This window comes from Pseudomonas sp. LPB4.O, assembly GCF_038383825.1.
Lineage (GTDB): Bacteria > Pseudomonadota > Gammaproteobacteria > Pseudomonadales > Pseudomonadaceae > Aquipseudomonas > Aquipseudomonas putida.
Genome location: NZ_CP151298.1, coordinates 2,622,329 through 2,634,825 on the forward strand (window position 1 = coordinate 2,622,329; position 12,497 = coordinate 2,634,825).

Sequence of the window (12,497 nt, forward strand, 5' to 3'; positions counted from 1 at the left end):
ACGGAGGCTATTTCCATGGCTCGAATTGCGGAAAAGGTAGCGGTGGTCACAGGGGCAGGCGCGGGTATTGGTCGGGCAATGGCGCAACGGTTCGTGCAGGAGGGCGCGCGGGTGATAGCCGTGGACCTTGATACCGTCGAACCTCTGCCTTCGGGTACGGCTGATAACGCCACGGGCAGTTTCGAGTCTTGGCCCTGCGATGTCAGTGACCCAGCGGCGGTCGAGGCATTATTTACGCATGTTCATGCGCGCTATGGCCGGCTCGATGTGCTGGCCAATAACGCCGGTATCGGGCCCGCGCAGCGGGTGCCAACGCATGAAGTGACACTCAAGGATTGGGATCGCGTCATCGATGTGAACCAGCGCGGTGCGTTCTTGATGATGAAAAGCGCCTTGGTGTTGATGATGGCCTCAGGGGGAGGCTCGATCATCAATACCGCTTCTGTCGGTGCATTTTCAGCCACCTCCAACTCCATCGCCAATCTGGCATCAAAGGGTGCGTTGCTGATGATGACGCGGGCGGCGGCCTTGGAGTATCGAGCCCATCGCATTCGCGTTAACGCAATTTGTCCGGGCATGACGCGCACGTCGATTTTTGAGGGGCTTTCCGATGAAAGCATGGCCAGCCTGTTAGCCAGAACCAGCGCCCGCATGATCGAACCGCACGAGGTAGCAAGCCTGGCGCTGTTTCTGGCAAGCGACGAGGCTGCAGGAATAACCGGTGCCATGCAGGTGATCGATGATGGGCGCTCAGCAGGAGCGTAATCAATGGATACAACTAAACGACGCTTGTCGAATTCACCCCCTAATTATGTTGAATGCGACCCTAATGCCGGCCGGAAAACCGGGTCAGCATGGGACATCATCAACCTCGTTGACTGAACCCAAGTCAGAAGGAAAGACGGTGTATGAACAATAACAACGCACAAACCGTACCGTTGAACCCGCCCAGGCAAATGGGCCAATTGAAAACTGCGAATCACCTGCTCGGCGACCGGAAAGCGCTCGATCAGGCATGGGAACGCGATGGTTATTGGTACTTCAAAGGGGTCCTGGACAAGGGTGTTATCGGCGAAATGCGTGCGCGCTGGATTGATTATCTGCAGCGCCATGGCCTGATCGATCCTGGCGTTACCGAAAATCGTTATAACGGCGCCAGCTTTGAAGGCAAGAGCGTGTCCCCAGCCGAGCTCGCGCGCGTCGGTGAGTTCAACCACAACGACATGCATCGTATGTTGACCGAAAACCCCAAGATCGTCGCGACCATGAAAGAACTGCTCGGCGACGATCCGTTCTGGCTGCCCATCGCAGAATACCGAGCCAATCCACCGGTAGAGGATCCAGGCCAGAACCGGTTCATCTACCCACATCAGGACGGCTTTTACAGTCGCGGCCTGGAAATGAAAATCTGCTGGGTACCCATCGATACTGTTGACGATGAAGTCGGTGGCTGCGCCTGGGTTGAGGGCGCGCACCGCGGCCCCATCTTGCATGACGTGACCAACCCTCCCTCATTCCCTATTCCGGCCAACCTTATTCCCATTGAAGGCTGGAAACGGGCTGATTTCGAGCCGGGCGACATTGTGATCTTCGATTTGAATCTCCCCCACAGTGGTTTGACCAATCTGTCGAAAGACCGCTTCCGGATGTCCATGGATATCCGCGTCACCGAAGCCTCGGGCAAGGTGCCATCGATTGGAAAGGTACTCGGCATTACGCCCGACCAGGTTACCCTGCGTGACCAGCGCACTCAGCAGGAAAAAAGCTTTGCGATCGTCCCGCAGACCTATGTGCGCGGGACCGACGGGAAGAAGCGCGAGGGTGATGACATCCCGAAAACATTCCAGATCGGCGAGACAGTGCTAGTCAACAGCGACGATGGACTGGTCGCGACACTGGTGCGGTCGATCCACTGACCCTCTACCTGGCAGGCTAGCTACCTCGCCGCACAGCACTTTGTTGAAGGGCGCTGCGGCGGGGCGTTCGGCTGCCGGCTGAATACCTGCTTGTATCTGGAGCGCTGAATCATGCCTCAACCCAAAAACTACAACGCAACGATGGCTGGAAAGGTCGCAATCGTCACCGGCGCTGGCGCCGAAGGCGACGGCATTGGTATTGGTCGGGCAATTGCCGTCGTCCTCGCCGGTGAAGGGGCCAAAGTGTGCCTTGTGGACCTGGATGCCCAGCGAGCGCAAGACACGCTCAATCAGATAGAGAGCATGGGCGCAGAAGCCTTCGTTATCAGCGCAAATGTCACCCTGCGTGATGACTGTGCCCGAATCGTCGAGGAAACCATGCGCCGTTATGGCCGCCTTGACGTGCTGGTGAACAATGTTGGTGTGGCTACGCCGGTCGCTCTGGAGGCGGACGATGAAGAAGCATGGACGCGTGTGCTCAACATCAACTTGACCAGCGCGATGCTGATGAGCCGTTACTCGGTGCCTGCGATGACCCAGAACGGTGGGGGCTCGATCATCAACATTTCGTCGATAGCGGGCATACGCGCCCACGGCAGTATTGCCTACGGCCCTTCGAAAGCCGCCATGGCAGCATTGGCACGCGAGCTGACGGTGTTGTATGGCCGTCAAGGCATTCGGGCCAATACCGTTGCGCCTGGCCATGTACTCACCCCCCTGGCGATGTCGCTTCTACCCGAACAGATGCGCGTCAAGCGGCGCAATGTCGGCCCACTCGGTATCGAGGGTGATGGGTGGGATGTTGCGTTGGCCGTGCGCTTCCTGGCCAGTGATGAGGCGCGCTTCATCACCGGCGTGCACCTCCCGGTAGACGGCGGGGTGACCGAAATCGGCCCACTGTCTGCCCATGCGTTGATCGAGGCTGGCGCCGCGCAATAGCGCTGACAGGGGGTAGAGGAGACTGTCGCGTAGGCCATCAACAGCCATTTACAAACGGCACTGCGAAAGGAATTCCAACGATGAAATTCATCGCTCCAAACGCTGCGGCGCACGCAGCGATTGCCGCGACACTGCCTGATGTCAATCTACTGATCGGTGAGCGGACCATCGCGCGAGGGAGTGGTGGGACTTTCAGCCACTGCAACGCCGCCACTGGCCAGTTTCAGATGGAGATCCCCCTGGCTGGCCGGGACGAAGTGGATATGGCAGTGGCTGCTGCCCGCGCCGCATACCCGGCGTGGCGCCTCACGAAGCCGGCGCATCGCCGGCTGATTCTCGATCGTTTCGCAGGCCTGATCGACCAGAACATCGACCGGTTTTCACAGATGGCAGTGGTCGAAAACGGCATTCCCATCAGCACCATGGTCGAGGGCATTGCCCCTCGTGTCATCAACTGGGTGCGCTACTACGCCGGCTGGGCCGACAAGATAGAAGGCTTGGTGACCGGGAGCCCAGCGGGAGGAGGCCACTTCGAGTACACAGTGCCTGAGCCCTATGGTGTCGTGGGGCATATCATCACCTGGAATGCGCCTTTACTGTCGTTGGCAATGAAGGTCCCGCCTGCGCTTGCGGCCGGTAATTGCGTTGTCATCAAACCGGCCGAGTTCACCCCGTTCAGCGCCCAGCTTTTCGCGGAGCTGGCGTTTGAAGCAGGTGTGCCGCCTGGGGTCATCAACGTATTGCCAGGAGGAGTAGCGGCAGGCGCAGCACTCGTGAGTCATCCTGGCGTCGACAAAATCTCATTCACTGGGGGGCCTGGTGCGGCGCGCGCAATCATGCGGTCGGCCGCGGACACCCTGAAACCCTTGGTGTTCGAGTTAGGAGGCAAATCGGCGAATGTTGTGTTCCCCGATGTGGATGTCGCGGCTACTGCCGCTTACTGCGCTACGTTTGGGTTGTCCAACAGTGGCCAAGGCTGCGCTTTGCCTACCCGCTTGATCATCCATGAGGAGATCTACGAGCGCTTTATCGATGCGCTTCAAACCACCATTGACCATATACCTTACGGTGACCCGCTTGACCAAAGCGTGATCGTGGGGCCTTTGATCAATGCCACTGCCTGTGAGCGGGTACAGGACATGATCGACACCGCGCGTGCAAGCGGCGCCGGCCGGTTTTTCGACCATGCGGTGACTGCAGGTCCCCCGGGTAACTTCATCCCGCCGACGTTGATTGCAGATGCCGACCCGTATGCATCCATTGCTCAGAAGGAAGTGTTCGGCCCTGTGCTATGTGCCTTCAAATTTCGTGATGAGCAGGAAGCTGTAGCCTTGGCCAATGCGACTGAGTACGGCTTGGCCGCCTACATTCAGACCACCAACCTCAATACTGCCCAGCGTCTGGTTGATCGGTTGCATGCGGGGACTGTGTATGTCAACCGTGCAACTCCGGCCCTCCACCCAGGCTCACCTTTTGGCGGGCTGGGGAATTCCGGATTTGGTCGCGAAGGCGGCAAAGCTGGCCTGGATGAGTTCATCCGTACCAAAGGTGTGGGTGTCAGCATTTCAACAAGCTGAAGAGCGCGAGCATTGTTCACTCCATGGTTGCGTGCTATTTTGAATGGCGTTCAAATATAAGAACAATTCGTGATCCACCGCAACAGGAGAGAGGGCGTTATGAAGACCGCAGTTACCGAGCTGCTTGGCATCCGCTACCCGATCGTACAAGGGGGCATGATGTGGGTGGGGCGCGCTGAACTTGCCTCTGCTGTTTCCAATGCCGGCGGGCTTGGCATCTTGACCGCCCTTACTCAGCCGACACCTGACGCATTGCGCGCCGAGATCGACCGGTGCCGAGGCCTCACAGACCAGCCGTTTGGGGTCAATCTAACGGTACTCCCTTCAGCCAACCCACCACCCTACGCTGACTACCTGCAGGCCATTATCGAAAGCGGAGTGAAGATCGTCGAAACCGCAGGTAATTGTCCTAAAGAGTTTTTTGATCGTCTGAAAGCGGCTGGAATCAAAATCCTGCACAAATGCACATCGGTACGTCATGCCCTGAGCGCACAGCGCAATGGCGTCGATATCATCAGCATCGATAGCTTTGAATGCGCTGGGCATCCTGGTGAGGATGATGTGGGTGGCTTGGTCCTGATACCGGCCGCGGTCAAAGCCCTGACTATTCCCGTGATTGCATCTGGCGGCATTGCCGACGGCTACGGCCTGGCGGCTGCGCTTGTACTGGGCGCCCAGGGGGTCAACATGGGTACCCGGTTCATGCTTACCCAAGAGGCGCCGATCCATTCCAACATCAAGGAATCGGTTGTTCAGGGCAGCGAGCGTGACACGGTGGTTATTTTCCGCACGTTGAAAAACAGTGGCCGGGTCTTCCGTAACGAGATTTCCGAACAGGTGGTAGCGATCGAGCGTCGGCCGGGTGGCTGCACGTTCGAGGATGTCCGACCCTTGGTGATGGGCGCGCGTGGACGCGCGACACTGGAGTCGGGCAACGTCAACGATGGATTGGTCTGGGCGAGCCAGGCGATCGGTTTGATGAATGACATTCCCACCTGTAAAGACTTGCTCGAGCGCATGATCAGCGAATGCCGCAAGCAGCTGGCTCAAGCAACCCTCTTTGCTTCGGCGTGAGCGGGAACCCGTAGGCAGTGACCGTGCTGAGCGCATTCGAGCCAAGCGGTTCAGGGTCACTGCACTTCAGAACTGATCTCTTGGAATTGCCATGTTCAAGACCAGAATTACAGAACTCTTCGGTATTGATTACCCGTTGATTCAAGGTGGCATGCGCTTCGTTTCGCGCGCAGAGCTTGTAGCAGCGGTAGCGAACGCCGGCGGGCTTGGCTTTCTTTCCGCGCACAGCTTCCCTTCACCTGGTGCTTTGCGTGAGGAAATCGAGAAGGTTCGCAGCCTCACGGACAAACCATTCGGCGTCAACCTTACGATCTTGTCCAAACTCAGCGTCAAGCCTGAGGACAGCGCGAAAGTGATTCTGGACGCTGGGGTGACATGCGTGGAAACGGCGGGTGGCAATCCCGCGTACTTTATTGCCGCTTTCAAGGAAGCCGGCATCAAGGTACTTCATAAATGCACAGCCGTGCGTTTTGCCCTGAAAGCACAGCAGCTCGGTGCAGACGCAGTCAGCTTGACCGGCTTTGAAGCGGCTGGTCATCCGGGCGAGGACCAAGTGCCCAATATGGTGCTGATCCCCGCAGCGGTCGACCAACTCACTATCCCTGTGGTAGCCAATGGCGGATTCGCCGACGGCCGTGGTTTGGTGGCAGCATTGGCGTTGGGTGCAGAAGGGATTGCAATGGGAACACGGTTTTTGATGGCCCGCGAGTCACCTATGCCCGAAGCAGTCAAAGCCCGGTATCTGGCGGCGACGGAGCGTGATACCACGCTGATCTGCCGCAGCATCGGCGACTCCACTCGCGTGCTCAAAAATGCGCTGACCGATCAGATTCTGGAGCTGGAGCGGGCAGGGGCGGACCACGACCAACTGATGACCTTGGCGAGCAGCCAGCGCTGGGTGAGTGCAGTGGAGCGTGGCGACGCGGATGATGGCGCCTACGCTGCCGGGATGGGGGTGGGCCTGATTCGCGACATCCCGAGCTGCGACACGCTTGTGCAAACCATCATTGCTGATGCCCGTGCGATCATCAATGAGCGGCTGTTGCGCTACGCAGCGCGGTAGAAGTCTGGCCTTCCCGTAGCCTGCTGTCAGGTGTCGGGAAGGGTACCCAGCAAACTCTCCAATACATCGTCCAGGCCCTCGCGCTGCGTCTGTGAAAGCGCATTGAACCCGGCGTAGCTCTGAGTGAACTGCTCATGGCTGATCGCCTCGAAGGTCCGGGCGCCCGCTGCTGTCAAGCGCACCTGTACCGAGCGACGATCCACTTCGTCACTCGTACGCTCAATCAAGCCTGCCTGTTCAAGACGGTTCAGGCGCTTCGCGATGCCCGTCACGGATATCAGCGAATGCCGACCTAATTCGGTCGGCGTGCAGGTACGGTCATTCCCGAGCCTTTTCAAAGTGCCCAAGATCATCGCTTCGCCCACATTCAGCTGGTAAGCGGCCGCGGTGCGGGCGAGCAGGCGCTCCATACGGTGACCCGCCACATAAAACCGTCCAGCCAATGAGACTGTTTGAGCGTCGACCTCGTCGTTGACGGCTGCCCAATCCAATGTCCGTGCCCCGCCTCGTTCCTGAATGACCAGCGGAGTACGCTTCGCGTCCGTTTCGCCTGGCGCAGGGGCAACGAGCGACAGCGCATAATTGCTCAATGCCTTGAGCACCCCCTGCGATTCATCCATCACCGCATAAATGCGCTGCTGGCCCCGTTTGGCTTGTTGCACCAATCCTGCGTCCTTGAGCACCTTGAGGTGCTGCGAGACCGCTGAACGTGACACTGGCACCTGCTGTGCCAATGCGCCCACATGGCTTGGGGCCTTCGCCAGGATTTCCAGCAATGCGCGCCTGGTGGGATCAGCCAGAGCAATAAATACAGCCTGTAGATGCTCAGATTGGTTAGTAATCACTTACGCATAAGCCTCGAGGGTGTGGTTTGCACACACTAACAGCACGCTTGGATCCTGGCCAACGCTATTTGTTTTGCAGGTAAAACCCCCTAGAGCGCTGCATTTCGTGCAGTTGACGCCGAGAATAAACCGGTATATTAATTTCCACGGGAAAACAAAACGCCGTTCACATAAAAGAACAACACTGTGAGGTAAGCAATGACTCCCGTACGTAAGCAATTGTTGTCGCACATACTCGACCCCGACAGCGCGTTCGATCAGCCGCCGGCCAACGTGCATGACATGCAGATCCAGGCTGCCCAGGAGCTGTTCCGAGAGCGCATCGAGCAGATACCGCTCCTGCGCCACCGCGCCGAGGAAGCCGGGATCACCCACATCGACAGCCTCGAACAACTGGTGCCGCTCCTTTTCTCGCACACGGTTTACAAGTCCTACCCGCAGTCCTTCATCGATAACAATCGGTGGGACCGCATGCTGCAGTGGCTGCAAACGCTATCGGTTGCTGACGTCAGCAATGTAAACGTGGACGGCGTGCGCGATGTCGATGAATGGCTCGAGCGCCTGTATGAAGCCGGCCACCGCCCATTGGCCACCAGCGGCTCGAGTGGCAAATGCTCATTTCTCAATCACACCGCCGGCGACCAGGAAAACAAGGCGCTGCATTACAAGCATGCCACCGGCTGGCCATTTGCGAAGGCGGAGCCCAATCGTGCCTTGTTCTGGCTTGGCCCGATCAAGGGATACAACAGCGCTATCGAATCGGCGCAGATCGGCCGCGTTAATTGGGGTCGGCCGGGTGCAATGTTTGCTTTGACTGAAGAGCCGTTACTGATCAGTGAAGTGAGCCGTGCTGCTGCAATGCGCAAAGCCATCGCCGAGGGCACCGCGCTGCCTGAAGAAATCCAGGCTTTTGAAGCGTCAGCACGGGTGAAAGCGCAAGAGGGCGCTGCGGCCATGCGCCTGCTTGCCGAAAAAATCCTCGACCACCGCCATGAGCCGATCATGGTCAGTGGCCTTTGGGCCCAGCACATGATGATTATCCAGTGCGCACGGGAGCGCGGTATCGGCGACGGTGAGTTCCACCCTGGGGCCATTATTCAGGCGGGCGGCGGTATCAAAGGCGTCGCACTGCCTGAAGACTACAAAGAGCAAGTGGAACGCTTCTACGGCAACGTCATCCGCCCTGCGGCCTATGGCATGACTGAAATGGCCCAGCTGATGCCCCGCTGTGAAGCCGGGCGCTACCATCGCGCCCCGGGCTTGATCTGGTTGATTACCGATGAGCCGGGGGAGCGCTTGCTGACGCCAGCAGATGCCGACGAAAACGATAGGGTCGAAGGCCGCTTTGCATTCCTTGACCTGCTGTTCGAAGGACGCTGGGGGGGCGTGATCACCGGCGACAAAGTGACCGTCGACTTCTCTGACCATTGCCCTTGCGGGCGCCACGGCCCCACCTTGCTCGACAACATCACGCGTTTTAGCCAGATTGGCCAGGACGATCATATCGGGTGCGCGGGAACGCTCGATGCCTACATCCGCGGAGCGCTTGCAGAATGACCACTTCCTCAGTTGCACAACCCGCAGCCGAAGCGGTTGCTGTTTGCCACATCATCAAGGGCGATGTGGTACTAGGCGCCGAGTCGGAGCATGGGCCTGCCCACGCGCGGTTCGCTACCCCTCGAATTGACCTCGATCAGCTGGTTTGGAAGCGGGATAAGCCTGGCCCGGCCTTCGATACGCCAGTCAGCGAGATCATTGATGTATTGGAGCAGACCGGCCAGTGGCTCAAGGCAGACCCTGAGGGGCTGGTAGCCCAAGCCTTGGAGAACTCCCTCAAAACGGGGCCGTTGCCGCGGCATATCATGGAGTTTTCCTATGAGAATATTTCAGCGCCGTTCAATCGGGCGGGCCTGGAATTCCAGATTCGCACTGAACTGGGCGGCTCCGATGTGCTCGACGGCTGGCGCGAGATCAAGGATTCCCCCAGTGGACGGCAGAGCCGCATTCGCGCATTTCCACCCAGGTTGATTCATATCGTTGCAGGAAACGCCCCGGGCGTTTCTGCATTGACGGTTGTACGGGGAGCCCTGACCAAAGGCGTCCACCTGCTCAAGTTGCCTTCCAACGACCTGTTCACAGCGCCAGCTATTTTGCGAGCCATGGCGAGCGTGGCACCTGGGCATCCGCTGACGCGCTCGTTCTCTGCAGTGTATTGGCGAGGAGGCGATGAGCAGGTCGAGCGTGCGCTGTTCAGGCCGCAGTTCTTCGACAAGGTGGTCGCTTGGGGCGGGGATAGCGCCATCCGCAGTGTCAGCAAGTACATAGGTCCTGGTTTTGAGCTTGTGTCGTTCGATCCCAAAACCTCGATCTCGATGATTGGTCGTGAGGTGTTCGACTCACCAGAGACACTGGCGGCTGTCGCCGACAAGGCAGCCTTCGATGTCACCCTCATGAACCAGCAGGCTTGCGCCTCCAGCCGCTTTCAGTTTGTCGAGGGCACGACCGAGCAAGTCGACCGCTATTGCGCGCTGTTGCAACAGCGCATGAATGTCGACCGACCTATGGCTTCGGCAATCGGACCGCGAGTACCGGCAGAGCTGCGTGACGAGATCGACGGTTTGCGAATGCTCGAGCCCGCCTACCGGGTGTGGGGTGGCTACGGTGGGGAAGGCGTGGTTATCCGTTCACAAGATCCCGTTGACTTCCACCCTGATGGCAAGATCGTCAATGTCGTGCAGGTCCAGGACCTGCAGGATGCGATACGCCATGTGAACATCGCCACCCAGACGGTGGGTGTCTATCCAGCGCAACGCAAAGCACTGCTGCGCGACCGGTTGGCAGGGGCGGGGGCGCAGCGGGTGGTGAATATCGGCGGCTCGGCCGGCATAGAGGCCGGCTTGCCTCATGACGGCTTCAATCCTCTGCAGCGCTTCGTTCGCTGGGTGAACGACGAGGGCTGAGCAGCTGCATGCGCAGCCATGACGCCGCTGCGCGGCGTCACTCCCTCACACACGGCTCAACTCAGTGAGGGTACATAGCAACAGGAAACCTGCCGACGATCTTAGCAACCCGCAGGTTTGAAGCTGCGCCAGGTGGCGCGAGGCCTAGAGCTGACTGTGTCGAGCGCCCAAATCAGCTCGCAGACGCAACTCGCCCTAAAGTTGGCAACGCGTTCTGCAGTCGTTTTGGCAAAGGCTCTCACCTATTAGTTACATGTAACGCAAAAAAAATGCTCAGCACCAAAAAAGTGGTTAACCCCTTAAAAACCCTTACACAACAACGATAATGCTCACTGTTAAGCGGCCTATTTGTCCTACAGAGGGCTTGGCGAATTCAGCGACAGCACAAAAGCCTTTGCGTCGAAAAATAGGTGCCTTTAACCTTGCTGTATGTTTTCACGGCCTGAAACCGAGGCCTCAAAAACAAAAAGGAAAATCCCTACTGCACCTCGAATGAAAACAAGAACAAAAATTCAGAGAGCAATTCAGATGAAAAAGAGAGATGCCTGGTTCTCCTACTCCCGCTCGACCGCCTGCAACGGGTCAGGTCCACCGACAGCAGAACAATCCGAGCCGACGAATTACCAAACTGCGTTCCTATCGGGAGTTCCCGCATGAAAATAATGACTCCAACACTGGCTATCGCCATTCTTTCAGCCAGTGCCGCTCATGCCGCCGTATCACCCCAGGAGGCCGCTGAGTTGGGTAACTCACTGACTCCCTGGGGTGCTGAAGTCGCAGGTAACAAGGACGGGACAATTCCCGCCTACACCGGAGGGCTTTCCACTTCAACGAAGCCGGCTGGATTCAAGCCGGATACCGGGCATTGGGCTAACCCGTTCGCCGATGAGAAGCCGATATACGTCATTACGGGAAAGAACGTCGACCAGTATGCGGACAAGCTTTCCGAAAGCACCAAGGCCCTGCTCAAGCGCTTTCCGGAAACCTACACGGTCCCGGTTTATCCCACCCACCGGTCCGCGAACTACCCGGACTGGGTGAACCAAAACAGCGTCGCGAATGCTACCCGCTGCAAGACAATCGAGAATGGCTTGGCAGTTGAAGGCTGCTTCGGCGGCGTACCGTTCCCAATTCCCAAGACGGGCAACGAGGTCGTCTGGAACGCCTTGTTGCACTTCAAGGGCGTCTCCAACATCACCAAGGGTGAAGGTTGGTACGTCGATGCCAGAGGCAATCGCGTGCTGACCGGGGGCATCAACAACCGTGCGGACTCTCAGTACTACAACAAGGCGCTGGACATAGAGAAGTTCGCGTCCATCGGCACCTACCTGACCCAGCTGAACATATACACTGCCCCCTCTCGTAACGTGGGCGAAGGCAATCTGCAGCGGTTCTATCTCAATCCAGTCGCAACACCAAACCCTACTTGGAATTACTCCCCAGGCCAACGGCGGGTACGGCGCTCACCGGACGCCGAGTACGACTTCCCGGTTTCCACCTCCGGCGGAGCCATGCTTTACGACGAAATCTACGGATTCTCGGGCAAGCAAGACCGTTACGATTTCAAGTACGTGGGCAAGAAAGAGATGATCATCCCGTACAACAACTACGATTGGTCGGCATCCACGCCTGATGACCTCCTGAAGCCTAATCACCCCAATCCGGAAGCCGTGCGCTGGGAGTTGCATCGTGTGCATGTGGTCGAGGCGACACTTAAGCCCGGCATGCGTCATGTTCAGCCCAAGCGCCGCTATTACTACGATGAGGACATTCGCTCTGCTGGTATGTCGGATGCTTGGGATGCGTCCGGCAAACTCGCCAAGGGCATCTACATGCCTTCCTACCAGATGTATGACAAGCAGATTCCGCATGCATCGTCGACCTGGTTGTTTGATTTCGCCACCGGTGTCTACTACCACAGCAGCATCAGCGGCGGCGCACGCAACGGGATATTTCCTCAGGCCAATATGCAACCTGTTCAATTCTTCACCCCAGAGTCACTGGCTCGTCAATCCCAGCGCTGATTAGTACGCCAGCAGCAGGCTCAAGTGCTGCTGGCGTTCGGCAGCATGGGCCGCGAATCGACGACGCCAGACTCTGTGTGGCGAGGAACGACCGTTCAG

Annotated in this window: 10 protein-coding genes; 9 read left to right on the plus strand and 1 reads right to left on the minus strand. The window is 58.2% G+C overall.

Features of this window, described 5'->3' with window-relative positions; translation table 11 throughout:
- The first annotated feature begins 15 nt into the window (after nt 1-15).
- The 6 genes from MRBLPB4O_RS11750 to MRBLPB4O_RS11775 all read left to right on the plus strand — a co-directional run bounded on the left by MRBLPB4O_RS11750 (nt 16) and on the right by MRBLPB4O_RS11775 (nt 6,569).
- Nucleotides 16-765 (plus strand): SDR family oxidoreductase, encoded by a 750-nt coding sequence (locus MRBLPB4O_RS11750; protein WP_341798558.1) that lies wholly within the window; start codon nt 16-18, stop codon nt 763-765.
- A 143-nt stretch (nt 766-908) separates the two neighbouring features.
- Nucleotides 909-1,916 (plus strand): phytanoyl-CoA dioxygenase family protein, encoded by a 1,008-nt coding sequence (locus MRBLPB4O_RS11755; RefSeq protein ID WP_341798559.1) that lies wholly within the window; start codon nt 909-911, stop codon nt 1,914-1,916.
- Between the two features lie 111 nt (nt 1,917-2,027).
- Entirely contained in the window at nt 2,028-2,855 is an 828-nt protein-coding gene (locus MRBLPB4O_RS11760; RefSeq protein WP_341798560.1) for an SDR family oxidoreductase, read from the plus strand.
- Between the two features lie 80 nt (nt 2,856-2,935).
- A complete protein-coding gene (locus MRBLPB4O_RS11765) occupies nt 2,936-4,432 on the plus strand; it encodes an aldehyde dehydrogenase family protein (RefSeq protein ID WP_341798561.1) in 1,497 nt (498 codons plus the stop codon).
- 99 nt (nt 4,433-4,531) lie between these two features.
- Nucleotides 4,532-5,506, plus strand: a complete 975-nt coding sequence (locus tag MRBLPB4O_RS11770; protein WP_341798562.1) for a nitronate monooxygenase family protein — start codon at nt 4,532-4,534, stop codon at nt 5,504-5,506.
- Nucleotides 5,507-5,591: 85 nt separating this feature from the next.
- Entirely contained in the window at nt 5,592-6,569 is a 978-nt protein-coding gene (locus MRBLPB4O_RS11775; protein ID WP_341798877.1) for a nitronate monooxygenase, read from the plus strand.
- Nucleotides 6,570-6,595: 26 nt separating this feature from the next.
- Here MRBLPB4O_RS11775 and MRBLPB4O_RS11780 read toward each other — a convergent pair whose 3' ends face one another.
- The gene (locus MRBLPB4O_RS11780; protein WP_341798563.1) at nt 6,596-7,414 is read right to left on the minus strand and encodes a metalloregulator ArsR/SmtB family transcription factor; all 819 of its coding nucleotides are present in this window, start codon (nt 7,412-7,414) and stop codon (nt 6,596-6,598) included.
- A gap of 282 nt (nt 7,415-7,696) precedes the next feature.
- Between MRBLPB4O_RS11780 and MRBLPB4O_RS11785 the strand changes: the two genes are divergently transcribed.
- The 3 genes from MRBLPB4O_RS11785 (at nt 7,697) to MRBLPB4O_RS11795 (ending at nt 12,398) form a co-directional block, all read left to right on the plus strand.
- The gene (locus MRBLPB4O_RS11785) at nt 7,697-8,971 is read left to right on the plus strand and encodes a hypothetical protein (RefSeq protein WP_341798564.1); all 1,275 of its coding nucleotides are present in this window, start codon (nt 7,697-7,699) and stop codon (nt 8,969-8,971) included.
- Complete coding sequence (locus tag MRBLPB4O_RS11790; RefSeq protein WP_341798565.1) at nt 8,968-10,374, plus strand: acyl-CoA reductase; 1,407 nt, start codon at nt 8,968-8,970, stop codon at nt 10,372-10,374. Before MRBLPB4O_RS11785 ends, MRBLPB4O_RS11790 begins: the two co-directional genes overlap by 4 nt.
- A gap of 653 nt (nt 10,375-11,027) precedes the next feature.
- Complete coding sequence (locus MRBLPB4O_RS11795; RefSeq protein WP_341798566.1) at nt 11,028-12,398, plus strand: DUF1329 domain-containing protein; 1,371 nt, start codon at nt 11,028-11,030, stop codon at nt 12,396-12,398.
- The last annotated feature ends 99 nt before the right edge of the window (nt 12,399-12,497 follow it).

Bases quoted from the DNA above. Each gene is read 5' to 3' on its own strand.
- MRBLPB4O_RS11770 (WP_341798562.1), top strand. From the start codon at position 4,532: ATGAAGACCGCAGTTACCGAGCTGCTTGGCATCCGCTACCCGATCGTA.
- MRBLPB4O_RS11755 (WP_341798559.1), top strand. From the start codon at position 909: ATGAACAATAACAACGCACAAACCGTACCGTTGAACCCGCCCAGGCAA.
- MRBLPB4O_RS11785 (WP_341798564.1), top strand. From the start codon at position 7,697: ATGCAGATCCAGGCTGCCCAGGAGCTGTTCCGAGAGCGCATCGAGCAG.
- MRBLPB4O_RS11795 (WP_341798566.1), top strand. From the start codon at position 11,028: ATGAAAATAATGACTCCAACACTGGCTATCGCCATTCTTTCAGCCAGT.
- MRBLPB4O_RS11790 (WP_341798565.1), top strand. From the start codon at position 8,968: ATGACCACTTCCTCAGTTGCACAACCCGCAGCCGAAGCGGTTGCTGTT.
- MRBLPB4O_RS11750 (WP_341798558.1), top strand. From the start codon at position 16: ATGGCTCGAATTGCGGAAAAGGTAGCGGTGGTCACAGGGGCAGGCGCG.
- MRBLPB4O_RS11765 (WP_341798561.1), top strand. From the start codon at position 2,936: ATGAAATTCATCGCTCCAAACGCTGCGGCGCACGCAGCGATTGCCGCG.
- MRBLPB4O_RS11760 (WP_341798560.1), top strand. From the start codon at position 2,028: ATGCCTCAACCCAAAAACTACAACGCAACGATGGCTGGAAAGGTCGCA.